Origin of the sequence: Streptomyces sp. NBC_00829, assembly GCF_045161795.1 — a bacterium.
In the GTDB taxonomy this organism is placed as follows: Bacteria; Actinomycetota; Actinomycetes; order Streptomycetales; family Streptomycetaceae; genus Streptomyces.
Map to the genome: position 1 here is coordinate 88,100 of NZ_CP108867.1, position 24,880 is coordinate 112,979.

At 66.7% G+C, this 24,880-nt stretch carries 18 protein-coding genes and 2 pseudogenes; 8 read left to right on the top strand and 12 right to left on the bottom strand.

The window, feature by feature from the left end:
• Positions 1–97 precede the first annotated feature (97 nt).
• Entirely contained in the window at positions 98–865 is a 768-nt protein-coding gene (locus tag OG293_RS00275) for a transposase (RefSeq protein ID WP_405996702.1), read from the bottom strand.
• Between the two features lie 77 nt (positions 866–942).
• On the opposite strand from OG293_RS00275, the gene OG293_RS00280 reads away from it, so the two are divergent.
• The 4 genes from OG293_RS00280 (at position 943) to OG293_RS00295 (ending at position 6,809) form a co-directional block, all read left to right on the top strand.
• Complete coding sequence (locus OG293_RS00280; RefSeq protein ID WP_405996703.1) at positions 943–1,326, top strand: hypothetical protein; 384 nt, start codon at positions 943–945, stop codon at positions 1,324–1,326.
• Positions 1,327–1,537: 211 nt separating this feature from the next.
• The gene (locus tag OG293_RS00285) at positions 1,538–2,398 is read left to right on the top strand and encodes a hypothetical protein (RefSeq protein ID WP_405996704.1); all 861 of its coding nucleotides are present in this window, start codon (positions 1,538–1,540) and stop codon (positions 2,396–2,398) included.
• Positions 2,395–4,419 (top strand): AAA family ATPase, encoded by a 2,025-nt coding sequence (locus OG293_RS00290; protein ID WP_405996705.1) that lies wholly within the window; start codon positions 2,395–2,397, stop codon positions 4,417–4,419. The genes OG293_RS00285 and OG293_RS00290 overlap by 4 nt, the downstream gene beginning before the upstream one ends.
• 47 nt (positions 4,420–4,466) lie before the next feature.
• Complete coding sequence (locus OG293_RS00295) at positions 4,467–6,809, top strand: WD40 repeat domain-containing protein (protein WP_405996706.1); 2,343 nt, start codon at positions 4,467–4,469, stop codon at positions 6,807–6,809.
• A 470-nt stretch (positions 6,810–7,279) separates the two neighbouring features.
• On the opposite strand, the gene OG293_RS00300 is transcribed toward OG293_RS00295, so the two are convergent.
• The 4 genes from OG293_RS00300 to OG293_RS00315 form a co-directional block, all read right to left on the bottom strand.
• Positions 7,280–7,771, bottom strand: a complete 492-nt coding sequence (locus tag OG293_RS00300; RefSeq protein WP_405996707.1) for a hypothetical protein — start codon at positions 7,769–7,771, stop codon at positions 7,280–7,282.
• Positions 7,772–7,865: 94 nt separating this feature from the next.
• Positions 7,866–8,066: a hypothetical protein gene (locus tag OG293_RS00305; RefSeq protein WP_405996708.1), complete on the bottom strand. Its 201-nt coding sequence runs from the start codon at positions 8,064–8,066 to the stop codon at positions 7,866–7,868.
• A 421-nt stretch (positions 8,067–8,487) separates the two neighbouring features.
• Positions 8,488–8,892 carry a transposase gene (locus tag OG293_RS00310; protein ID WP_405996709.1) on the bottom strand — a complete coding sequence of 135 codons (405 nt, stop codon included), beginning with the start codon at positions 8,890–8,892 and terminating at the stop codon, positions 8,488–8,490.
• Positions 8,893–9,570 (bottom strand): transposase, encoded by a 678-nt coding sequence (locus OG293_RS00315; protein WP_405996710.1) that lies wholly within the window; start codon positions 9,568–9,570, stop codon positions 8,893–8,895.
• Positions 9,571–9,862: 292 nt separating this feature from the next.
• On the opposite strand from OG293_RS00315, the gene OG293_RS00320 reads away from it, so the two are divergent.
• Positions 9,863–11,059 (top strand): IS110 family transposase, encoded by a 1,197-nt coding sequence (locus tag OG293_RS00320; RefSeq protein WP_405996711.1) that lies wholly within the window; start codon positions 9,863–9,865, stop codon positions 11,057–11,059.
• Between the two features lie 230 nt (positions 11,060–11,289).
• Here OG293_RS00320 and OG293_RS00325 read toward each other — a convergent pair whose 3' ends face one another.
• From OG293_RS00325 to OG293_RS00340, 4 genes and pseudogenes are all read right to left on the bottom strand, one after another.
• A complete protein-coding gene (locus OG293_RS00325) occupies positions 11,290–11,604 on the bottom strand; it encodes a hypothetical protein (protein WP_405996712.1) in 315 nt (104 codons plus the stop codon).
• The gene (locus tag OG293_RS00330; RefSeq protein ID WP_405996713.1) at positions 11,601–14,366 is read right to left on the bottom strand and encodes a hypothetical protein; all 2,766 of its coding nucleotides are present in this window, start codon (positions 14,364–14,366) and stop codon (positions 11,601–11,603) included. The genes OG293_RS00325 and OG293_RS00330 overlap by 4 nt, the downstream gene beginning before the upstream one ends.
• On the bottom strand, positions 14,279–15,727 hold the full coding sequence (locus OG293_RS00335) for a hypothetical protein (RefSeq protein ID WP_405996714.1): 1,449 nt from the start codon (positions 15,725–15,727) through the stop codon (positions 14,279–14,281). The genes OG293_RS00330 and OG293_RS00335 overlap by 88 nt, the downstream gene beginning before the upstream one ends.
• Before the next feature lie 58 nt (positions 15,728–15,785).
• Positions 15,786–16,789: pseudogene (locus OG293_RS00340) on the bottom strand (IS5 family transposase).
• Between the two features lie 1,035 nt (positions 16,790–17,824).
• Here OG293_RS00340 and OG293_RS00345 point away from each other — a divergent pair.
• Positions 17,825–18,895, top strand: a complete 1,071-nt coding sequence (locus OG293_RS00345; protein WP_405996715.1) for a hypothetical protein — start codon at positions 17,825–17,827, stop codon at positions 18,893–18,895.
• Between the two features lie 238 nt (positions 18,896–19,133).
• Here the strand turns inward: OG293_RS00345 and OG293_RS00350 are convergent, their stop codons facing one another.
• Complete coding sequence (locus OG293_RS00350; RefSeq protein WP_406003459.1) at positions 19,134–19,463, bottom strand: hypothetical protein; 330 nt, start codon at positions 19,461–19,463, stop codon at positions 19,134–19,136.
• 65 nt (positions 19,464–19,528) lie between these two features.
• Complete coding sequence (locus tag OG293_RS00355; RefSeq protein WP_405996716.1) at positions 19,529–20,533, bottom strand: hypothetical protein; 1,005 nt, start codon at positions 20,531–20,533, stop codon at positions 19,529–19,531.
• A gap of 413 nt (positions 20,534–20,946) precedes the next feature.
• Between OG293_RS00355 and OG293_RS00360 the strand changes: the two are divergent.
• Positions 20,947–22,403 (top strand): annotated as a pseudogene (locus OG293_RS00360) (NF041680 family putative transposase).
• 31 nt (positions 22,404–22,434) lie between these two features.
• Complete coding sequence (locus tag OG293_RS00365; protein WP_405996717.1) at positions 22,435–23,172, top strand: hypothetical protein; 738 nt, start codon at positions 22,435–22,437, stop codon at positions 23,170–23,172.
• Positions 23,173–23,251: 79 nt separating this feature from the next.
• Here OG293_RS00365 and OG293_RS00370 read toward each other — a convergent pair whose 3' ends face one another.
• The gene (locus OG293_RS00370) at positions 23,252–24,652 is read right to left on the bottom strand and encodes a replication-relaxation family protein (protein ID WP_405996718.1); all 1,401 of its coding nucleotides are present in this window, start codon (positions 24,650–24,652) and stop codon (positions 23,252–23,254) included.
• Positions 24,653–24,880 lie beyond the last annotated feature (228 nt).

The window sequence follows — 24,880 nt, forward strand, 5'->3', positions numbered from 1 at the left end:
GCGCCTCCGACGGGCGCGGGAACGAGGGCCTAAGGGCTGTCCCGTAATGATCTTTGGTGTGGTCGCGGTGTGACCGCTTAGCCAGTGGGCCGTTGTCCTATCCGCCGAGGTTGAGGTTGTGTAGGCGAGCTATCCCGAGCATGGCGTGGTGGACGCCGTCGCCCCTGAGGCGGCAATCCCGCAGGATCTTCCAGCACTTCAGGCGGGCGAAGGCGTGCTCGACGCGAGCCCGGACCTGCTTGTGGGACTTGTTGTGCGCCTCTTTCCAGGCGGGGAGTTCCTCGCCCTTGCGGCGGCGGTGCGGCATCACCAGGCCGGTCCCCGGATAGCCGCCGTCCGCGATCGTCGTAGCCGTACCTACGGCGTCCCTCGCGCCGGATTCCGCCCATGCCTTGCAGTCGTTGCGGTTGCCTGCCAGCGGCCGGCCGACCAGGACGACGAGCCGGGTGTCGGCATCGATGACGACCTGGTGGTTGGTGGAGTACCGGTAGTTCTTCGACCGCTCGGCGATGCTGTGGTCACGAATGGGCACGAGGGTGCCGTCCACGATGAGAACGGTGTCCTTCCGGAACCGCTTGCGGGGCCGGAGCGCGAGCATCGGCCCGAGCTGGTCGATGATGCGGCCCGCGGCGGACTTCGAGACGCCGAACAGCGGCGCGAGCTGGCGCATCGTCAGGTTCGTTCGCCAGTAGGGCAACACCAGCAGCACCCGATCTTCCAGCGGTAGCCCCCACGGTCGGCCCTTGCTGGCGGCGTCCGCGCCGTCTCGCCGCAGCGCAGTCACCAGCTTTCCGAACAGGCGCGGGCTCAGTCCGCTGAATGGAGCTATCCAGGACGACTCCGACGCCGTGATCACACCAGCCACCGCGGGATCATCTCAGTTGCAGACGTCACGAGTTCCGACTGATCCTTGGCCCACTCGACGAACAAGGGGAGGGCGACGTGGGGCTGATTCTGTTCCCGGGAGACGGAGATACGAGCAGTCCAGACGTCGCCTGGTCCTACAGCAGCTTCGCCGCATTCCGGCGAGGGCTGGCGCAGGCCGAAGGGTTCACTCTCTTCGAGATGTGGGGGTTCGGTGGCGAGCGGGCGTGGCGCGACGTCTCCACCACACTCGCGCCACTCCTCAATCGCCCAGATGACGGCGGCGGCGAGCTCTCGCCTACCGAGTGCGCCTCGATCTTGCCCCGGCTGGAGGCGATCACCGAACAATGGGAGGACGAGACTGGCGACTCGCTCCTCCAACAGCACCTCGATGACGCCCGACAACTGGCGGTCGTCCTACGGCTCTGCGTCGAAAGGGACGTCGACCTTCTCTTCCTGTGACGTCCAGTAGACAGGAGCAGGTCCTCACACCACTGCGGTTACGGGACAGCTCTTAGACCCCTCTAGACCCCGACAACCGTGTCATTCAGCCCTGCGCCCGAAATGCCACGTTACGTTTCTTGCGAGGCACGGATTCTTTGCTGCGAGTCGAGCCCTCGTGCTGGTTCCCAGAGGCTGTCCTTAGTGGTGCTTGCAACATGTGGAGTGTGATTTGTCGGCCATCGTAGGGGTGCATGGCATCAGTCAACAGCAGCTGGGACCTAGTCAGCTTGAAGCGACCTGGAAGCCAGCCCTTCAAGACGGTCTGACATTCGCCAGCGGCCACAGCATGAGTGCTCCCCCCTTGCGTATGGCGTTTTACGGTCAGTTGTTCATGAAGATCACGGACAAAGGCGCCGTCACCAAGGGATCGGAAGACTGGCTGCAACATCTGCAAGGCGAGGAGCTGGACGACCTTCTCGCAGCGGCCACCGAGGCTGTCACCGTGGAGGAGATTGAGGCCGCTCGGGGGCAACCAGCGAAAAAGTACACCCGGGTGCCGCTTCCGCTTCAGGCAGTGCTGCGGTCACTGGACCGCCGCTTCGGGCCGAGCGCTGGCGTGCTCTATCTTGGCGAACTGCGCCAGGTGCGCCGTTATCTGCATGATACTCAGCTCAAGGAGTCGGTAGACGCGGAGGTACGAGGCGCCATCACCTCCGACTGCCAGGTGCTGATCGGGCATTCCTTGGGATCTGTCGTCGCCTTTGAGTACATCCGCCAGCATGCCGAGCACCAGTTGGCCTTGTTCCTGACTCTGGGGTCCCCTCTTGGCTTGCGCATGGTGCGTCGACTGATGCCTGATGCCCATTACGGCACTGCGCAGGGGCTGCCCTCGAACGTCGCCACATGGGTTAATGTGCGCGACCCACGGGACCCCGTGGCCTGTGCCGGTGACCTGCACGTTGCATGGCCGGGTGTCACGGACCGGTCGCGAGTGGACAATGAGGGCGACGCACATTCGGTGACGCGCTACTTGAGTAAGGAAGAGACCGGTCGAGCTGTCCTGGCAGCTCTTCCCGGCCTTGTGGCATGACCTCCAAGCCCGGCAGTCCGAGAATCATTCGACGTCACTTCGTGGCCATCGCTACTTCCGACTACGAAGACTTGAGCCTGGAACGGCTTGACGTTGAGGACGAAGTGCGCGCACTGCACGACTGGCTGTGCGCCGAGAGGCTTGATGATCGGCGCTTCGGCCAAAGCTACCCGCATCTAGCGGGCAGTCCCAGTGAGGATGCCATCCGGGCAGCGCTCAAAAATCCCCCTCCTGGTGAGCGCTGGAGTTGGTCGGATGCCTCCGTCGTTTTTGTTACCGGACATGGGTTCGTCGCTGACGGCCGTCATTGGATGATTCTGCGCGAGACTGAGACTGAGCGGCTCCAATCCACGGCCCTGCGCACGGCTGATCTTGTTGCATGGCTTGCCAACACCGATATCCAGCACCTTCTGCTCATTCTGGACCTGTGCTACGCGGGCCGGGCTGCCGCCGAAGTCGCGTCCTTCGACCGGGAGATCCCGGAGACATGGCTGGTACTGCCGAGCGCTACCAAGAATCAGGAGGCGGTCACCGGTGCCCTGACGTCGGCGATCTCCGACTTCCTGCAGGAGTTGGGGTCTCCCTTGGGCGAGAAGTACGGACTGGACCCGTTTCTGGACGTCGCCGTGTTCCTTCAGGCTGTGGAAAGCAGACTTGGACCAGGTCAGCGGTTGATTCCCCTCGCAGGAAGTCAGCGATCGGGCGCCCACCAGTGCCTGCCCAATCCTCACTACCGCGCCGACGCTAAAGCACCCCTCGCCCCACAGCGAAGCGATCTAGCACTGTTCCAGCAAGACCTCTCGTCACATTGGGAGCCACGCTCGCGCGGTGTTATGCATGCCGACGAGTCCGGCTGGCTGTTCACTGGCCGCACCGATCTCATGAGGCGCCTGATCGTCGCCTCGACCTCGATCGCGGGCACTCTCGTGGTGAGCGGGCCGGCTGGAAGCGGAAAGTCAGCCGCCCTGGCGCGCTTGGTCACCCTGAGCGATCCGGCCTTCGTCGCCCGCTACAGGGAGCAGATCGCAGACATTCCGAGCGATCTCAGGCCCGCTTCGGGCTCGGTTGACGCAGCCGTTCTGGCCACAGGGAAGACCGCGGACGAGATCATCAGACAGCTGTGTCAGGCGCTCGACGTTCCGCAGTCCGCAACAGCGGTCGCTCCTCCTCTGGAAGAGTTGTTGACTGCATGGCAATCCTGGCTGAGTCAGCAAGAGAAGCCCATCACCATCGTTGTCGACGCCCTTGATGAAGCCAGCGACCCGTTGGCGGTGCTCTCTGACGTGCTCGCGGAGCTCGATGTCGACGGCGAACACCGCCGCGTCAGGCTGCTGCTAGGGGTCCGCTCAACCGGCGGGTCCGGTCGCAGCACCGGATTTATACACACCGACGATTTCTCCCTAGCTGATTATGCCGAACGATTGCTGGCCGCAGAACGTGTTCGGGTTGACGAGCAACCCTGGTGGCAGCAGCGGGACGTGGCCGCTTACGCTGCCGAGGTCCTTCGGCGGATGCCGGGCTCTCCCTACGCGGCCAATGAAAGCGCAGCCGCATCAGTCGCGGATGTTCTGGCTTCGAGCGCCGGGACGTCGTTCCTCGTCGCCCGTATCGCTGCCACGTCCCTGGCGCATCGCTCGGATTGCGTCGACCTTGCGGACCCGGGCTGGGTGGCCGCGATTAGTGAAGGCGTGCTGGGCGTATTTCGCAGTGACTTGCACGCAACGCTGTCCGCTCCTGCCGACAGGCTGCGGGCCATCCATCTCCTTCGGGCTCTGGCCTTCTCCTTCGGGCGCGGACTTCCCTGGTTGCAGGTCTGGCCAGCTGTGGCCAATGCCATCGCCGACGGCTCGCAGGACTACTACGGCGATGAAGACATCGCTTGGCTTCTCAGCACTCGCCTTTCTGCGTACCTGCTAGTCGACCGCGAGGACGGGACGACTGTTTACCGGCTCTTTCACGATGCGCTACGCACTACTTTGCGTGAGCACTGGGACGATCTGCTCAGTGAGGAACAGCTTTGACCAGTGGGGACGAGAGCCGAACGGACGCCTCGCGCGAAGTGCGACGGGTGGAGCAGCGCATCACTCGCCGCCTTGCCGCCTTGGCATGCGAAGAAATCTCCGGCAGCCGAGCAGCGCCGCCGCTCTATGTGCGCCGTCATCTCGCCGAACACGCTGAAGCCGGCGCCATACTGGGTGATGTTCTCACCCCACCGCTCCTGCCGTATCTCGACGCCGACCGCCTTCGACGGTTGACACCACCGTCGACGGCCAAAACAGGGGAACCTGCAGGCAGCGAGTGGGTGCTGTGGCGAGCTTTTCAGCATGCAACGCACCTATGGGACTTTGGGCGGCCGGGGTTCAACGCCGCTGCTTTGGAAATGTGGGCTGCCGCCAGAGGCGCACCGCTGGCTGCTGAGGGCACCCATCAGTTCTGGCGGGTGCGCTGGGCCATGTGGCCCACTGGCCCAGGTGAAGTCCTCGCCCGTACCGGCGCAGTGGAAGCGGTGGGCACTGGCGTTCTGCTAGACGGGCGCATGGTGGTGTGCGGCGGCGGCTGGGACCGTTTGGTGCGAGTGTGGGACCTCGCCACCAATCAACCCATCGGCAAGCCGCTGATCGGACACGGAGGTGCGGTTACCTCTGTGACGACCGCTGTTCTGCCCGACGGCCGCACCGTCGCCATCACCGGCAGCCACGACAAAACAGCACGCGTATGGAACCTCGAAACAGGTGAACTGGCCGGTGAACCCCTCACAGGTCACACAGGCACTGTCACCTCTGTGACGACCGCTGTTCTGCCCGACGGCCGCACCGTCGCCATCACCGGCAGCCACGACAAAACAGCACGCGTATGGAACCTCGAAACAGGTGAACTGGCCGGTGTACCCCTCACCGGTCACACAGAATGGGTCACTTCCGTGGCGACCGCTGTTCTGCCCGACGGCCGCACCGTCGCCATCACCGGCAGCCGGGATCGAACACTGCGCATGTGGGACCTCGCCACCCACCAGCCCATCAACGAGCCCCTCACCGGACACACCGGATGGGTCACCTGTGTGGCGACCGCTGTTCTGCCCGACGGCCGCACCGTCGCCATCACCGGCAGCCGGGATCGAACACTGCGCATGTGGGACCTCGCCACCCACCAGCCCATCAACGAGCCCCTCACCGGACACACCGGATGGGTCACCTCTGTGGCGACCGCCACCTTCCTTCCCGGGCGGGCGGTAGCCCTCAGCGGGAGTTGGGATCGCACCGCACGGGCGTGGGACATGACCACTGGTCAGCCTGTCGGTGAGCCATTGACGGGTCATACAGGCTCGGTTACCTCTGCGGCGACCGCCGCCTTGCCGGACGGCCGTACGTTGGCCATTACCGGAAGCCATGATCACACCGTGCAGCTATGGGATTTAGCTGCCTCACACACCACGAGCAGGCTGGCCGTTGCGCCGGAGGACTGGGTGACCGCGGTAGCAACCACTGCACTGCCTGGCGATCGCAGCGTAGCCGTGACCGGTAGCCGGGACCGAACCTTGCGCCTGTGGGACCTGACCACTGGCGAGCTGCTTCGAGCCCCCATCAAGACCGGCCACAGCAACTGGCTGGTAGCCGTAGCAGCCGCTACTCTGCCCGACGGCCGCACCGTCGCCATCACCGGCAGCCACGACAAAACAGCACGCGTATGGAACCTCGAAACCGGCAAGCCACTCGGGAACCCGCTCACCGGGCACACCGGATGGGTCACATCGGTGGCTACAGCAGTTACGGCTGATGGCCTCAGCGTAGCCGTGACCGGTAGCCGGGACCGAACCTTGCGCCTGTGGGACCTGACCACTGGCGAGCTGCTTCGAGCCCCCATCAAGACCGGCCACAGCAACTGGCTGGTAGCCGTAGCAGCCGCTACTCTGCCCGACGGCCGCACCGTCGCCATCACCGGCAGCTACGACAAAACAGCACGCGTATGGAACCTCGAAACCGGCAAGCCACTCGGGAACCCGCTCACCGGGCACAGCGATTGGGTAACCGCAGTGGCGACCACTACCCTGCCAAACGGCCACCCGGTCGCTATCACCGGAAGCCGAGACCATACCCTGCGCCTATACGATCTCACCAAGCGCCAGCCGCTGGGCCAACCGCTCGTCGGACATGCGGGAATGATCACGTCATTGGCAACCACCACTCTGCCCGACGGACGCGCTGTGGCCATCACTGGCAGCAGTGATCACACAGTGCACATGTGGGACCTGACCACCCGAGAGCCATACGGCCCAACTCTCCCAACAATCAGCTCTGTTACTGCCATTGCACCTGCGCCAACCGCTGATTCCTGTGCCCTGGTGGTCGCAGGGGCCGGCGTCGCCGTAGCGTCCTACAAACTACTGGACCAGATCCCCCACCTCATGCCTTAGCGCAGGACCCGCGCACGTTGACCAAGCCCACGAATGAAGGGTGTCGCGTTGGCTGCCCTCGCGGTGCTGCAGGATGCCATGCAGCACTTGGGCCGGCACACCACCGTGCAGACGAAACCGGTGTGGCGCAGCAGTTACAGGCGCACGCCGCCAGTTCGGAGAGGGTGGTGCGGCGCTGGGACTCTCACGGCAGTGGACGGCACCGTCTGGGACCGCATTTACCCAGCAGTTCCTCGGCGTTGCCCGCAAGTCGCCGGCTGCCCCGACCACGGCCGCGCGTGGCCAATCGGCAGGGTGGTCTCCGGCCAATGCCAGGAGCCAGAGGGAACGGCACGGCCAAGTCGGTGCCGCAACGGCGACCAGCCCGCGCCTCCGCGGTGGCAATGGCTGCTGCCATGACTGTGGGGGCGGGAAAGGCTCCGCTGGCCAATGAAGGCCAGAGGCCAGCGGAGCTTCCCGGTCTCACCCGTCTAAGCCACCCTTCGCCGCCCTGGGCTGCGGTCCCACCGCTCGGCGAAGGACTGCACAGAAGCAGCGGTGAAGACGGGTCCAGCACCAATGCGCCCAATGGGACGGGGGAAGTCAGGATGGCTGCCGTCCAGTTGAGCGACTCGCTGGCGGCTGACACCCAACACTGCCGCTGCTTCCCTGTATCCCATGAGTTCTTGCTCTTGAGGATAGTCACGCTCGGCGTTGGCCTGCTCTGCCGTGATCACACGCAGACCCGTCAGTTCAGGCTCGCGCCCCAGCACGGCCTTCAGACCCTCGTGAGCAGTCTCGAAGGCCTGCGGCGCAGCCACCGCCAGCGTAGGCGCCATCAGCCGCCACACCAGGTAGAGGCGCCGCCATCGTTCCTCGTACCGGAGGGTGCCCCCCGGGAAGCGCCACAATTCGTCGATCACCTCGTCAGTAGGCGGATCGAGGTCGTCAACGATCACAGATGCCTGCCATTCCTTTTCCATGACCCCTTCTCCCGTGTCCTCTTCTCGGCCTTTTCTGCTTCGTCCCGTGGAACGGGGAGCGGGGACCTGGCCTTCCGGCCCCCGCCGTGCCCGCCTAGTCCTCCTCAGGGGAGACCCAGCCTGCTCGTCGCAGTTGATTGATCAAGTCGATCCACCCGCTCTCCGTCTCGGGTTCGCCGCCGATCGCGATGATGGTGCCGTCACGGGACAAGACCCAGGAGCCCTTTGCCGTCTGCCGACTGCCGACTCCCCGGCGATCCAGCTCCGCGAGAAGCAGATCCATAGGACGCGTCATCCCACCCTCCCCTCAAACCTAGCTGATGTCAAGCTTTAAGGACCCAGAGACCCTATCCGTCAAGCCTTGCTTTCGGCAACCCTTGAGGTCAGAGGCGTACGCTCCACCCGGACACGGGACTGCGCGCGGCAGACAAGCCCCCTTCAGGATCTACATCGCCCGCTCGACGGCGGTCACGTCGGCGGACGCCGACAGGCCGACACCACGGAAGCCGGCGGGTGTACTGAGCGTCGAAATCGTGCGACCGACGCGCCTGAAACGAGGCATCATCCACCCCCCATTACCTTCTCGGTAGCCCCGCAATGGGGCGCCCGGCCTTCGGAGTTGGCATGACTTTCTCCCCCTGTCGATCGCATGTCTTGGGGCGCGGTGTCACCGGCTCCGGAGGCATCGACAGACCACTGATTAGCGCCTCTGTGTGTCAAGCGGCTGCTGCAAGTTGCCGTTGCCGGTCTCGTTTCATGGTTCGGTAGACGACGTTCGAGAGGCGTCGTTTGAGGGCCCGGCGGGCTTCGGCAGGTGTCTTTCCCTCGGCGATCTTGCGCCGGTAGTAGTCCTGGCCGCGGCCGCCATCGCGGATCTGGCAGATGGCGATGATGTGCAAGGCCGAGTTCAGGGCCCGGTTCCCCCCAGTGTTGAGCCGGTGGCGGACGTTCTTCCCGCTGGAGGCGTCCAGCGGCGCACTTCCCGTGTAGCTGGCGAAGTGGTGCTCCGTCGGGAAGCGGCTGACGTCACCGATGTGACCGAGGATCTTGGCCGCGAGCACCGTACCCAGTCCGGGCAGGGACGTCAGCGTCGACCGTGAGGCGGCGAGAGCGTCGCGCATCTAGGCTTCGTTGTCCTTGACTTGGTGATCCAGTCGGCGCAGGTCGGCCAGCAAGTCCGGGGCGATGTCGCGGCGGCAGTTGTCGGTCGCGGTGAGCGGTCGGATGCCCTTCATCAGGGCGGCAGCTTTGTCCGCCGACAGCCGGGTGGGGGCGCCTCCGGGAAGCAGGTCGCGCAGAACGGCGTGCAGGCGGTTGGTGATGCGGGTGCGTTCGTTGACGAGGTCGTTGTGGCGCTCGGTCAGCAGCCGAAGGATCGTGGACTGGTCCTCGGCAGTGACCTTGCGCAGGTCGGTGCGGAAGAGCCCGACCTGAGCGACGTGGAGGGCGTCGGCGGGGTCGGTCTTGCGGTCACCACCGGTGGCCAGGAGCCTGGCCCTGGCCGACAAGGTTGAGGGCACGTCGACGACGTCCTCGCCTGCGGCGGCCAGCTGCTGGGCGAGCGTGCGGCCGAGGCCGCCGGCGCCTTCGACCGCGAAGCGTCGTTCGGGCCACTGCTCGCTCCAGCGCATGAGCTTCTGGAAGGTGCCTGCGTTCACGACAAAGCGCCGCTGGCCAGTCTTGTGGCCTGCGGCGTCGATGGCGACGGCTGTGTGTGAGGACTTGTGGGGGTCGATCCCGATCGTGATCACGCGCGTCCTGACCTGGTGCTCGAAGCGGCAGAAGTGTGCGGTGGGCACCCTGACTTGAAGTAGCGGTCACACGCATTCATGCCTCTGTCGAGCCACACCGCGCGGGTGCCGGTCGGCGGCGGCACGCTAATCATGAGCCAGCCCCGCAGGGCGGCAAGGAGCTATGCGAGCCAGTGCCGACCGGCGCCCTGGACGCTACGGCTGCAGACCGAGCGTCTGGGGTCGATTCAACAAGTCAGGGGCATGGCCACCGGTCTTCGCAGGTCGGGAGGCTCTTCGTAATGTGGATGTGGCGATCGGTGCCGTTGGACGGCCGGGCAAGGACGACCGAAGGACGCACGTGATCGACGTCAGTGACATCGGCACCTTCCTCGGCCTGGACGTCGGCAAGGGCGAACACCACGCCACCGCCGTCACCCCGGCCGGGAAGAAAGCCTTCGACAAACGGCTGCCCAACAGCGAGCCGAAGCTCCGCGAAGTGTTCGGCAAACTGCAGGCCAAGCACGGGACCGTGCTCGTGGTGGTCGACCAGCCGGCCTCGATCGGCGCTCTGCCGCTGGCGGTGGCCCGGGACATGGGCTGCCCGGTCGCCTATCTGCCCGGCCTGACGATGAGGCGGATCGCCGACCTCTATCCCGGCGAGGCCAAGACAGATGCCCGCGACGCGTTCATCATCGCGGACACGGCCCGCGTGATGCCTCACACGCTCCGCTCGGTCGACCTTAAGGACGAGACCGTCGCCGAGCTGGATCGTCGGCTTCGACGACGACCTGGCCGGCGAAGCAACCCGCATCAGCAACCGCCTGCGGGGCCTGCTCACCCAGATCCACCCGTCGCTGGAACGGGTCCTGGGCCCGCGCGTCCAACACCCGGCCGTGCTCAAGCTCCTCGACCAGTTCGGCTCCCGGCCCAGATCCGCAAAGCCGGACGCCGGCGGCTCGTTGCGTTGATACGTCCGAAGGCACCGCGGATGGCCGAGCGGCTCGTCGAGGACATCTTCACCGCACTGGACGAACAGACCGTCGTCGTCCCGGGCACCGACGCGGCCGCCCTGATCGTCCCCAGCCTCGCCAACTCGCTCCGAGCAGTGCTTGACCAGCGGAAACTCCTGGCCACTCGGATCGAAGAACTGCTGGAGAACCACCCTCTTTCGAAGGTCCTGACGTCCATGCCGGGGATCGGCGTCAGGACCGGAGCCCGCATCCTCATCGACGTCGGTGACGGCAGTTCGTTCCCGACCGCCGCCCACCTCGCCGCCTACGCCGGCCTCGCCCCCACGACCCGCAGTTCTGGCTCCTCGATCCGCGGCGAACAACCGTCCCGGCGCGGAAACAAGCAGCTCAAACGAGCCTTCTTCCTGTCCGCGTTCGCGGCTCTGGCCGACCCGGCCTCCCGGACCTACTACGACAAAAAGATCAGCCAGGGAAAGCATCACACCCAAGCCCTCCTCTGCCTCGCGAGACGACGAGCCGACGTGCTCTTCGCGATGCTCCGCGACGGCACCTTCTACGACCCACAGCCCGCCCCATCAGCTTGACGAAACCCATAGGGGCACCCCCCGCCCCCATCGAGACCACCCACCGCGACTCGAGGGGCCGTCACACCCACCAACAGACAGGCTGCATAGGCACTCTCACAGCATCTGCGGCAATCTCATCGAACATGCAGTACCGCAGGTCACGCTTCCACCGTCCCCGACAAGGCCCCTTCAATCCATCTCAGTACATCTACGAGTCCGCAGGTCGGGAAGGCGGAACTACCTCAACATCAGTGAGACCTCACACTGGTGCTGGTGCTGGTGCTGGTGCTGGTGCTGTCGAGCACGGGGGCGTAGCGGGCGCGGGTGTCGGCGCCCTTGCGCCGAGTTACGCGCAGCCCGGTCCGATCCGCCTGAGCTGTGATCTCGACCGCGACGCGTACGGCCCGGCCGTGGCGGATCGGGTCGTTGTCGACGATCACGATTCTCCCCAACATCACGTAATGCACATGATCGTCGACATCTTCCGTCTGCCCCGCCTGTTCCCGCTCCCGCTTCTCTCGCAGATCGAGGTGCCCTTGGGACAGTCGGCCACCGCGGTTCACCGCTGGGACAGCAACGACCGTGCCAACGGTTCCAGGGCCTCGGGCGCCAAGTCCGGGAGCTGCGCCAGCACTTGCATCCAGTCGCCCAGGGCCAACGCCTCGGCCAGTAGAAGAGTCTTCTCGGCTGGCCTCTTGCACTGATTCACCACAGTCAGCAAGGCCTGAGTCTGTCGGTCGGGTTCAGTGATGGTGCGGGCGAGGTCGGCTGCTTGTTTGTGCTGCCCGGCGGCGGCCATGGCCTTGACGACGGAGATCAGGGCGGTGGCCTCCGGGCCGGTGCCGGTGCCAGCGAGGTGGGCGGCCAGCTGGTGCCGCCCAGCGGCGGCCACGGCCTGCACGACGGTGATCAGGGCGAAGCCCTCCAACTCGGGGGGCTCCTTACAGACGCGGGCAAGGTCGGCTGCTTCTCCGGCGAGATCGGCGGCCTTCTGATCCTGCCCGGTCGCGGCAAGGGCCCTTACGACGCAGGTCAGGGCCGAGTCGTTCTGGTAGTAACCGGTCAAGGTGCGGGCGAGGTCGGCTGCTTCTCTGGCGAGGTCGGCCGCTTGCTGATGCTGCCCGGCGGCGACCATGGCCTCCACGACAGAGGCCAATGCGGAGGGCTGTCCGCTGTCGGTGATGGTGCGGGCAAGGTCGACTGCCTCCTGATACTGCCCTGTGGTGGCAGCAGCTTGCACGACAGAAGCCAGGGCACGGTCCTGCTCGCCGGTGTCGGTGATGGTGCGGGCAAGCTCGGCTGCCCGCCGACACTGCCCGGCAGCAGCCAAAGCCTCTACAACGTGCGTCAGGGCGCGGCCCTGCCCGCCCGCGTCGGTGATGGTGCCGGCAAGGTCGACTGCTTGCCGATACTGCCCAACGGCCGCCAAGACCTTCACGACAGAAGCCAGGGCATGAGTGTGCCAGTGAGTGGGGGTGATGGTGCGGGCAAGGTCGACTGCCTCCTGATACCGCCCGACGGTCGCCAGCGCCTCTACAACATGCGTCAGGGCGTAGCCCTGCTCCCCCGCGTCGATGATGCTGCGCGCAAGATCGACTGCCTGCCGACACTGCCCAACGGCCGCCAGGACCTTCACGAGGAAAGTCAGGGCGCGGTCCTGCTGGCCAGAGTCTGTGAGGGTGCGGGTGAGCTCGGCTGCTTCCCGGGCGAGGTCGGTGGCCTGCTGGTGCTGCCCGGCGGTGGCTAGGGCTTTGGCGACGTGTGTCAGGGCGCAGGCCCGCGGCTCGGTGTCCGTGATGGTGCGGGCGAGGTCGACTGCCTGCCGCCACTGCCCGGCAGCAGCCAGGGCCTCGACGCCGCCGGGCAGGATGAGAGTCCTCATGTAGGACTCGGTGAGAGTCCGGGCTCGGTCGGTTGCCTCTCGGGCGAGGTCGGTGGCCTGCTGGTGGTGGCCAGCGGTGACCAGGGCCTCCACGACAGAAGTCAGAGCATGGGTCTGCCAGTAGTAGTCCGTAGTGATGGCGCGGAAGAGGCCGGCTGCTTGCTGATGCTGCCCGGCGGTGACCATGGCCTCCACGACGGAAAGCAGGGCATGGGTCTGCTCGATCGCAACCGTGATGGTGCAGGCAAGGTCGACTGCTTGCTGGTGCTGCCCGGCGGTCGCCAGGGCCTCCACGGCAGAGACCTGCACCTGGGCGACGCGGGTCAGGGCGTCGCCCGCCAGCTTGGTGTCGGTGATGGTGTGGGCGAGGTCGACTGCCTCCTGGTACCGCCCAGCGGTGACCAGGGCCTCCGCGATCGAGGTCAGGACTTCGGCCTGCTGGTACTTGTCAGTAATACGGCGGGCGAGGTCGGTTGCCTCCAGGGCCAGGTCGGCGACCTGTTGGTGGTGGCCGGTGGGGGTCACGGCCTTTGCGACGTGGATCAGGGCGGAGGCCCGCGAGTAGGCACGGGTGATGGTGTGGGCGAGGTCAACTGCCTGCTGGTACCGCCCGGCGGCGGCCAGGGCCTCCACAACGTGCGTCAGGGCGGAGGCCCGCGAGTAGGCACGGGTGATGGTGTGGGCGAGGTCAACCGCCTGCTGGTACCGCCCGGCGGCGGCCAGGGCCTCCACGACAGAGGTCAGGGCCTGGGCATGCTGGTACTTGTCAGTGATACGGCGGGCGAGGTCGGCGGCGTCCTGATACCGCGCGGCGGCGGCCAGGGCCTCTACAACGTGCCTCAGGGCGTAAGTCTGCGAGAACGTGTCGGTGATGGTGCGGGCAAGGCCGACTGCCTCCTGGTACCGCCCAGCGGTGACCAGGGCCGTTACGACCGCGGTCAGGGCCTGGGCCCGCTGTTTGCTGTCAGTGATGGTGCAGGCGATCTCGGCCGCCTGCTGATGCTGCCCAATTCTGGTAAGTACTCCTACGAGGCTGGTCAGGGCTCGAGCCTGCTCATAGTCGTTGGTGCCAGTGCAGGCGATATCAGCTGATTCCTTAGCCATGTCGGCTGCCTGCTGGTGCTGCCCGACTTCGGCAAGCGTCCCTACGAGGCAGGTCAGGGCTTCGGACTGCTGGTAGTTGCCGGTGATGGTGCGGGCGATGTCGGCTGCCTGCTGATGCTGACCAGCGGCGGCCAGGGCTTTCGCGACGTATGTCAGGGCTTCGGACTGCTGGTAGTTGCCGGTGATGGTGCGGGCGATGTCGGCTGCCTGCTGATGCTGACCCGTGGCTGCCAGGGCCTGCACGACGGAGGTCAGGGCTTGATGCCGCTCGAAGGGATCGGCAATCGTGCGGGCAGCGGCCCCTGCGAGAGTGGCGATGTCGGGGTGGGCCCGGGCCACGTGGACGAGCTGCCCGAAGAGATGGTCAGATGTCGGTCTGCCCTGGAGGGGTTTGGACAGGGGGCCAGAGCGAAAGCTCGGCGCACCTGGCCCAGCTGAGCCCAGGTGATGATGAGTTCGTGGGGGACATTGGCGGCTTTTCGGCGAAGGCAGTGCCGACCGTAAGCCAGCCGTACGCATGCGGTAAGGTCGGGGGCGGCGGAGGCACTCTGGAGGCGGAAGGCATCTGTGATCTCAGCCAGCGCCTGTGTATCCGCGCCGGTGATCAGCCACAGTCGTTCGTGCCGCAAAGCATCCGTTGCCAAACCGGTCAACCGCTCGGTGTCCTTCAGGTCGCGCAGAAGGTGCGGGTAGCCGATCAGGACGTATTCCGGTGTGCTGACGGGCCACTCGGATGCGCGCCAATGCTCGACGAAGGCATGAATCCGCTCCCGATAGGCGTCCAAGACCTGGGGCGACATGCTCTTCAGCGTGGCCTTCCGAAGTTCTTCGTGGGCGAAGAAAATCAAATGCGTCGGAGACTCTTCGGAGCCGGGCCATTGAGCAGACCGGAGCTGGAATGACCGGCCGATGTGCCCACCCAGCGTCTCCCGCACGTCCCGGGGGCTCATCTCGCTGTTGGCCTGGTTGAGCAGGTCGGCCAGATCCTGGATGCTCAGACCGCCGTCGGCTGCTGCGACCAGCCGCGCCACCTCTCGCCCCTCCCATCCGCCTGCCAGCAGGGTCTGCAGGTCACGCTCGGCAGCCTGCCGGACTACTCGCGCGGCCTCTGAGACTGCCAGAACATGGTCGATGTGCCGGCTATACAGTGCGTGGCTCTCGTGCACGTCGCTGGGGACGGGCGGGTTCGTACGGCCCGCCACCATGATGCGCATGCCTGCAGGGGGGTCCCGTGGCAGAAGTGAGGCGATGCTGTAGCCGCTGCTTGCCGACTCCACTCCGGTGTCCTCGTCCAACCCGTCGACCAGAAGCACCAGCCGTCGTCCCGCTGCCGCAGCTTGTGTGGCCGCGCATTTCAATGCATTGAGGAACTGCCCTTTCGAGACACAATCCACGTCTCCCTCATGTAGGTACTCGCGCAGCTGTCCCTGTAACGCAGACAGGAACGCTGTACGGTCCGAGCGGCCGGCTGCGCGCGAAGTGATGAAAAACGCCAGCACGTCCACGCCTTGCGGCGGATGGAGCGCGAATTGTGCCATCAACGCGGTCTTGCCTGACCATGCAGGAGCGAGCCAGCGCCAGTATCCCGTGCCCGCCGTCGAAGAACCCTGAGCATCGGGAGCGGTGCAGAACACGGTCATCTCCGCGAGCTCGGCTTCCCGTCCGTCGAAGTGCTCGGCCGCTAGTTCGGCGACCTCCAACAGGTAGCCTGAGGACCTCACTCCAGTCCGCTGCCCTAGGGCCTGTGTGATGTCGTGATCAATCGGCTGCTTGCAGGAGCTCTCCGAGCCAGATCATCGAGGCGCGCAGTTCGAGGCCGGCGAGATAGCTCTCGGGTGTCTTGTCGAAGCGTGTGGCGATGCCGCGCCAGTCCTTCAGCCGGTTGATCAGTCGCTCGACGGTGTTGCGATCACGGTAAAGATCGGCGTCGAAAAGGACGGGTCGGCCGCCGTGGCTGCCCTTCTTCTTGCGGTTGGCGGCCTGGTCCTTCTTCTCCGGGATGACCGCCTTGATGTGGCGTCGTCGCAGGTGGGCGCGGTTGGCGCGGGACGAGTACGCCTTGTCCGCGGCGACCGCGTCCGGCCGGGTGCGGGGCCGACCGACTGGCAGACGGACGCGGATCTTCTTCAGCACGGGGACGAACTGGGGGCTGTCCGCGGCCTGCCCGGCGGTCAGAACGAACGACAGCGGTCGGCGCTTGCGGTCGGCGGCAAGGTGGATCTTGCTGGTCAGTCCGCCGCGGGACCTGCCGAGCAGGGCTTCTTTCAGGCGGAGCCGGTATCGGCGGCGGACGCGTCGGCGTTCGGCACGCTCGGGCTCGTTTCCTCCGCCCCGCCCGTTCTGTTCCGCCTCATCGCCCCCTTTTGCCGGGCCTGTTCCTGCTCGGCGGCGGCTTCCTCAAGGGCCTCCATGACGTCCTTGCCGACGAGCATCCCAGCGGCGTCGTGGTGAGCACGGACGGTCGTGGAGTCGACGCTGACCAGGGATAAGTCTGTCTTGCCCTGGCGGGCGGCTCCGGCAATCAGGCCCTCCAACAGGGCGGTGAAGACCCCGGCGTTCCTCCAGACCCGAAAGCGCCCGTAGACGGTCGGCCAGGGCCCGAACACGCCGGGCATCTCACGCCACTGCGCACCTGTCCTGAACCGCCAGATCACCCCCTCGAACTGATCCCGCAGCCGCTCGGGGTAGGGGCCGTACTCACCTATCGGCAGGAACGGCTCGATCAACTTCCACTGCTCGTCAGTCAGTTGTCTGCGCGTCACGACCGTCTTCCTACCGGATCCCGTTTCCAAGCGGATCCGGATCCGCAAAATTGATCACGACATCACACAGGCCCTAGAACTAGATCCCCGCCAACGGTCATGTGGCCGCTGTTCGACAGTGACCCGTTGCTGGAGTGCGAACTTCCGGTGTCTTTGTTCAGCTCTCGCCGTCGCCCCAACTTCACACCCCAGCCCTTCCTGCTGAGCTCGTCGACCGCTGTGTCGGCCTGCGGCAACGTGGGTTGCTCCTGCGACTAGTTGACGCCTGTGTTCGCCCTTCCCCCGTCTTCGGCATCGGCGCTTCCAGTCCCGTCCACTGTCATATCGCCACGCATACCACCCGAGACGATAAGGCCGGTGTTGGCGAAGGAACCTGTCCCCCTGGAGGTAGCTGGCCCCGTATTCGCAACCCGCACGGACCCACCGCCGCCGGAAAGCAGGGCCCACACCGCAACACCCAAACCTGCCACGCTCATGAGCGCCGAGACAACACCAGCCACTTCATCCGCGCGATCCCAGCTCATGAAACAGAACGCCCCCGCCAGCACCGCTACCGCTGCCCCCGTCGCACCACCCACCACACGCTGGGTCAAATTCATCCGTGCTCACCCCCGCCGAACACCGACAAGCCGAGCCGCCACTTCCCACCCGGCTTCCCGCCCATTGGCCGTAACGTCTCCTATTGTGCCACCGCCGCGCACTCGGAAACCGAGCCTTCGTGACCGGCCTTTCCCGGGGGGCAGAAGCCTGGTCTCACAGGCCACACGCACCGCACTGAAAACCCTGACGAGCAGTGACCGGTTCAGCATCGCCGAGGCCGTGGAACGGGCGGTCGGCTACCTGTACGGTCCGCCGCTCCCCGAATGGGAGTACCTCTGCGTCAACCTCACCCTCGATGACGCCCCACCCGTCGACATCGGCGGGTGGCAGCTCGCCTAGTTCGCCTAGTTCGCCTACGCAACCGATCCCCAACTGCCCCTGGCAGGAGCACCCGGCATTCCGGGGGATCTACTCGCACCGCGCGCTCTGCACGAAATGCACGAATTCGGCCTGCTCCGCCGCCCGCTGGGGAGCGTCCCGGTCCCCGTGGACGACGACCAGCCGCGGGAACTCGTGCGGCCTTTGCTCGCGCTCAATCTCGCCCTTGAGGTCCCGGTCGTGGCCGGCCCTCGCTACCTGGTGGAACCAGGGCGCCGCGTCGTCCGCCCGCACCTGGGCTGGCCGCTTCCCTCGGAAGTGTCCTGCTGGGGCTACACCCTCGCACCGAACCATCGCCAACCGGCCTACATGATCAGCCACGGGCACGACGCGGACGTTGCCACGTTCTGCCGCGCCTTCCTGACCCACGCCACCGGGCTCGATGCACGGCGCCAAGACCAACTCGCGCGAGCCGCCGATCACTTCCTCTTCGTCAAGTGCCATGCACTCGGCGACTCCGGGGGCACAACCACCGTGTCGCCCCTGCACCTGAGCGAAGCCGCGTTCCGACTCACAGCGGCGATGGAGTCTCTGCTGACCGGCGGGGACGGCGGGCATGCCGAGGTTGACTCTGCTGCGCTATTGCCCGGCGTGACGGCGCTGCGTCGGCATGGCGTCCGGAGCCCGGTACAGAAACCGACAAGGCGGGCCTTGTCGAGGCTCTGGATGCGCAGCGCGTCACCGCCCGCCGAATTGCGCAGCAGAGTCGAGGTTGGCCGCAAAGTCCAGCAGCGTGCCGCCATGCTCGTCGGAGCGGACGACGATGACCGTCTGCAGGTCCGCAACACGGCAGGGGCGGGCTACGCAGCGCGCTCTGCCTACGCCCACGGAGCCAAGGACAAGCAATCGGATCTGCATACCATGCGGTCCGTGGTGCGCCGCGTACTGACTCATTGGGTGGTCCAAGCCGCGTACTGCACACGGCTGTCGGGCCGTCACGGTGGCCGCGACGGGCTGGTCAACCTCCTCGACGACGCTCTATTCTCCCACCGCCTGCACCAGGAACACATCATCGGCCCGCGCAACGCGTTCCGTGCCGACGGCGGTACCCCTCCGCTGCCACCCGTCGCGCCCTGGGACCCCGGCCCGCTCGCCGGCCCCAGCCCCTCGCCCCTCGACCTGGCCTGACCCACCGGCGCAACCGACGACTTCCAGCCACGAGAAGGACCATTCGGCCATGGCCAGCCCACCTGTCTTCGACCGCCACTACCGGCCGCCCAGTAACGCCGAGCCGCCAACACTCATAGTGAGAAAATCCCAGAAACCCGCAGGTCACATCGACTCAACCGACTCGACCCAACAGCCTACCCATGAGTAACTTTTGACGCGCCCCGCTCATCGAACTGAGCAATGCGCAGGTCAGCCTCTAAGAGCGCTCACTTCCAAGGGGGGCCGCAACAGCAAAAAGGTCGAAGGCGACGAAGTAGGCCGGCCACTTCACGGCGAGGGCCAGGGCGCCGCGGGCGCGGGTGGCGGCCCGGCGCTGCAACGCCTCGAACGACAACCGGCCGGCCTTGGTGTCCCAGACGACCAGTTCGCCGTCGAGGACCAGGCCCTGTGGCAACTGCGCCTCGGCGGCCGCCACCAGGTCCGGCCACCGGTCCTGCACCAGCGCCCCGCGACGGGTCTGCACCACCACCGTGCCACCCGGCCCGGACGCGGTGAAGACGATCGCCCGGTGACCGTCCTTCTCCAGACTCTGGGTGTCTCACGAGACGCCGTGCGGGCTTCCCACCCCAGCCTGCGTTACTGGTGACCTGCTCACGCGTTCCGGGCGGCGGCCACCGGCTCCTGACCGTTCTGGGCCTGCTGAGCGCGCTCAGCCATCATCTTTGCGAGGACTTCGAGTCGTGAGGCTTCAAAGGGCTGTCCTTCGACGCTGTCACCACTCATGAGCACGATGACCGTACCGACGCGCATGATCAGGTCGAGGCGTCCCTCCTTTCCGTTCCCGGGCGGAATGGAGGACGCGAAGCTTTCGTCCCCGGTCTGCGACACCGGGACCTGAGCGTCCTTCCGGCTTGCGACCTCCTGTTCCTTTGCCCCGCGATAGAAGGCGGCGGCCTTGTCCGCGCTAGCGAAGGCGGCGACGCCGAGCTGCAGTTCGGCGTTTGGGGATCGCATCAGGAATTCGACGGACTCCATGTGAGTCAGACCCATCTCCTTACTGCCCTCGTTGGCCTCCTTGGCTTCGGGCCCGGCGGGTTGAGTCCAGCCCGCCGGCAGAGCAGACAGTTCCGGCAGGATCCGTCGTGTGGCGCCGGCGCTCAGCGCGGTCACGGACCTGGCCTCTTGTCCGCCGCTGCCGGTGACGAGCTGTGTCCCGCCGTAGATCCCCGCCGCAATCAGAGCGACGAACACCAGGGCCCCGGCGAGCAGGGAGAAGCGGACATTGCGTGTGTTGTGGAGGGTGACGGGCCCCAGGGAGATGGTGTTCCGGCCTCGCAACGTGGATCCGTCAATCGTGATGCTGCCCAATGCCGAGCGGGGAGACTCGGCGGGCGGAGAACCTGCCAGAGCCACGGAGATCTTCCGGGCAAAGTCCGGATCGGCGTCTAACTCTGACTGAAGCAGCGCGCGAAGCTGCGACCCCGCCACAGGGTCGGCCGGCCGCTCCTCGACAGCCCGCATCGCCGAACGACCAACTTCACTGTGCGCTAACCGCTCACGCACGATGTCCGCTACCGCTTGCCCCACCCCCGTGCCCACCGCGGCTACGGTTCCCCCAGCCATCTGAGCAAAGATCTGAACCACTGTCTCGACCATGTGTCATCCCCCTCATCACCGTGGCAACAGCGCCCATTGTCGCCACGCGATCTCCACCTCGGGCCCCCGAGGCCAAATCTCCACACCAGCAGATCCGGGTCGTAAGTCGTAAGACGCCTCCGGATGTCTGGAGAACCGTCCAGCTTCTGCTCGTACGCGACCCCCGCCCGCACAGCGGCCGGGCCCGGCACGGCTTCCGCAGCCTGCGCCAGCATCGGCTCCACCGGCGGCCTGAGCATCACGAGGACCTCCCTCACCGAGTGCGCGTCCCTCCTAGCTTGTTCTTTTTCTTCCGGTCTCGAATGGCGACTCGAACTATGTCGCTCGCCTGGGCATTCGCCGGACGTGAGGGCGGCCTTCGCTTGATCCTGTGCTCCGTCACAGAGGTACGGGATCAACCGAAGGCCGTTGTCATGAGTGTGGTGTGCCGTGATGTCCGGCGCGAAGCGTTCGCGGAAGCGTCACGCTTCCGGGGCGAGTTCTACGAGTGTCTGACCGCCCGGCGTGACGAACTGTTCGAGCTCACCGACGCGCTGCTGTGCGTCGACGGGCCGGTCCTCTCGCCGGTGGAGTTGACGCTGGTGCCCGAGCACCGGCGTGGTCACGGCGCGTTGTACGGCGCTCTCAACCGCGGCCGGATCGACATCGAGCGGCTGCGCACTTTGCTCGCCGGGCTGCCGCTGCCCCGATTCGAAGACCGACGTCTGGTGCTGGCGGTCGATGTGTCGCCGTGGCTGCGGTCGGACGCGCCATGCTCTGCGGACAGGCTGTTCTGCCACGTCTACGGGCGGGCGAAAACGGCTTCGCAGTTCATCCCGGGCTGGCCGTACTCCTTCGTCGCCGTCTTGGAGCCTGGGGCCACGTCATGGACAGGGATCTTGGACGTGGTCCGGCTCGGACCTGAGGACGACGCGACCGCGGTTACCGCCGCCCAGCTGAGGGCCGTGGTCGAGCGGCTCGTCGCGGCCAGCCAATGGCAGTCCGGGGACCCGGACATCACAATCGTCATGGACGCCGGCTATGACGTCACCCGCCTGGCCTGGGTCCTGCGGGACCTTCCCGTCGAACTGGTCGGCCGGGTCCGCTCGGACCGGGTGATGCGCTGTCCTGCACCCTCGCGTGAGGAGTTCCATCGCGCCCATCCCCGCGGCGGCCACCCGCCCAAGCACGGGCCGGAGTTCCGCTTCGCCAAACCGGAGACCTGGCCCGAGGCAGCGATCACCACGGCCACCGACACGGTGAACTACGGCAAGGCCGAGGCTCAGGCGTGGGACCGGGTCCACCCGCGGCTGACCCACCGCTCGGCCTGGCTCGAGCACGACGGTGAACTTCCCATTGTCGAGGGCACCTTGATCCGGTTGAAGGTCGAGCACCTCTCGAAGGACCGGGAGGCCCCGCCGGTCTGGCTGTGGTCCTCGAAGACCGGCGCCGCCCCAGCCGACGTGGACCTGTGGTGGCAGGTGTTCCTCAGGAGGTTCGATCTTGAGCACACCTTCAGGTTCGGAAAGCAGACGCTCGGCTGGACCACTCCGAAGATCCGTACTCCTGAGGCGGCGGACCGCTGGACCTGGCTCCTGGTCGTCGCCCACACCCAGCTCCGCCTCGCCCGACCGCTCGCCGCCGACCTCCGTCGCCCCTGGGAGAAGCCGGTCAAGCCCGAACGCCTCACCCCTGCCCGGGTCCGCCGAGGGTTCAGGAACATCCGAGCCCACCTGCTCTGCCCCGCCCGTGTTCCCCAACCGCGCGGCACCGGTCCGGACGGCCGCCCGGAACCAAGAACCGCCGTCCCGCACCCCGCTACGACGTGGGCAAGACCGTCAAACGCCCCGAGACCCTCAAAGCCATCGGCAAGCCCGGAAGATCTTGGTAGATAAAGAACAAGCTCAAACTCCGCTCGGCACATGCTGGACGCGCTCTCGCTGACCGGCTCCGAGATCGGACGTGCCGCGGCCGCCGTGGTCGGCGCGTACGAAACCGGCCGCGAAGCGAGCGAGCTGTTCGAGGTGCTCGCCGACTTCTTCCACCGCACCGTCGTACACCCCTGGCACCTCGCCTACCCCGGCGATCGGGGCGACGGCAGCACCCCCCAGCAACCACACGGCAGCGACCACGGCCGCGCCCTGGCACACCTGCTCATGGCCCACCTGGAAGCGCTGGGCACGCCGCTGGCAACCACCACCGCCTCCAGCGCCCTGCCGCTCGCCCACGGCTCCCCCGCCCCGGTGGAGGAACCGGCCCCGGCACCGCTGTACGCAAGGCGCGTTCTGGCTGTGGCGGAAGGGTTCGCGTGGGCCGTCGCCGCGCCGGACGACCGCCACTGGCCGGACGGGGAGTTCCTGGACGTCGCGCTGAGCGCGGTGCGCACCGAGGAACGCGAGGGGTACATCGAGCGCCTGGAAGCGTTCGTGGAGCAGCACCGCGCCCGCCTGGAAGAGCTGCTGCGCGCGTACGGGCCGGGCAGTCGGCCCGCCTCGCACGGCCAGTACGCGCTGATCGGGCAGCCCGAGACCCTGGTCATCCTGGAGCGGATGGAGACCAACCCGTTCGGTCTGCGCGGCCAGTGGGAGAAGGAGCTGGAGACCGTTCTGCTGGACGACCTCGAGTTCGCGTGGGGGCCGCGCATCCGCCTCAGCCGGTGAGCAGCCGGGAACGAGCAGCGGGGCCGGGCAGGTGATCCTGTCCGGCCCCGCTGTCGTCGGGCGAGGCGGGCTTGCCCAGTCAGGCGCGGCGCGAGAACCAGCGGGTGGCCTTCTGCTCGGGCACGGCCTGGTCCTGCTCCTGGCGCTCGTTGTCGACCTGGGCCTGCCGTGCGGCGGCCTCGGCCCGATGCTTGCAGTCGTCACAGAGCTGCGGGTGGGAGTCCTTCGGGGTGCCCCAGTCCGTCGCCTGCGCCGCCTCCCACCGTTCGTCGGTGAACTTCGCCCCGCAACCGGTGCAGACCGGACGGCGGGCCTCACGCTCGGCTGCCTTCTTCGCCGCCTGCTCCTCTGCCGCCCGCCGTACCTGTGCCTTGTACTCCTCCTGGCGAACCCGGGCCTCTTCCCGGGCACGGGCGTCGGCCGCCTCGCGGCGGGGGTTGCCGATCGCCTCCAGCAGGGGTTGCATGCCGTCGCGGCCGAAGCGGAGGAACGCGGGGCCGGCCGGACCGTGCTCGCGCAGGTTCTGCAGCCCCGTCGCGATGACCGGGATCCTCCCGTCGTAGACATGGTGCCCGCCACGCTGCCGCTCCCCCTCCCACAGGTGCCGGGTGAGCTCCATCAGGCGCGGGACCGTGCAGTTGGGGTTGCGCTCACCAACACGGTTGAACACCAGCAGCACAGGCGGATGCGTCGCATCGCCCGACCAAGTCGCCGGAGCCGTCCAGCGAGTACGCCACATCGGGCGCTCCTTGCCGTCGGTGTCCTTCATCTCCCGCCGGAAGAAACGGGCGTACTTCTCCAGCTTGTCGGCAAGCTCCTCCGCGGTCTCATGGCAGTTGTCGACCTCGATGAACAGCAGCGGCACCTGGTCCTGCGGTGCGGTGAGGACCATGTCGGCCTGGGCGCCGCCCTTCCCCGGCGCGTTCCAGGTGCCGGTGGCGGGCAGCGGGATCTCGGTCCAGTACGAGGCGATCGTGCCGATCCCGGCTGGCGCGTCGACGGCGGCCTGGGCAGCCGCCCGGACTTCGGCCAGATCGTCGGCGAGCTTGGCCATGTTCGGCTTCGGGCGCAGCATCGCGATCACGGTCTCGTTGACGGCCATCGGGTGGGAAGCCCCGCTGGAGCCCGCACCGCGTGCAGTGGAACCCATCTCCGTCACCGGGCGCCGCAGCTCGTAGGAGGCAGCCTCCAGGCCCTTGAGGGTCAGGTTCCGCAGGGAGTCCCCGGTCTCGGTGGAGCCCCCGTTCTCGGACAGGCCGTGCTTGCGCATGTCGGAGAACGCGCCGGTGTGCGAGGCGGTGCGGGCCTGCTTCTGTTTCGACGGGGTCTCCTTGTCGGCGTGCCTAAAGCTCAGGTGCGGAGCGCCGATCCGCTGGATCTGATCAGCCGTGGCCACCTTCAACGCTCCGAGCACGCGCAGCACATCACCGCGGAAACTGTTCGTCGACCCCGCCGGGTTGGTCTTCCGCTTCCCCGCCATCAGCTCTGCTCCTTCGCTCGCGACCGGTCGCTGGCCGACCGCCGCCGCTGCTGCTGGCCGCGCCCGGCCTGGGAGGGCGTCCGGGCCTCCCGGAACCCGATGATCTCCTCCACTACTGACATCAGGAGTAGAGAAGAGGGATGTGACGGCGCAGTTTTCGCGCCGATTGCTGCCCTGACAAGGGGTTTTCCTCCGGCCTCGGGTGCCGGGCACCAAAGGGGGTCCCTG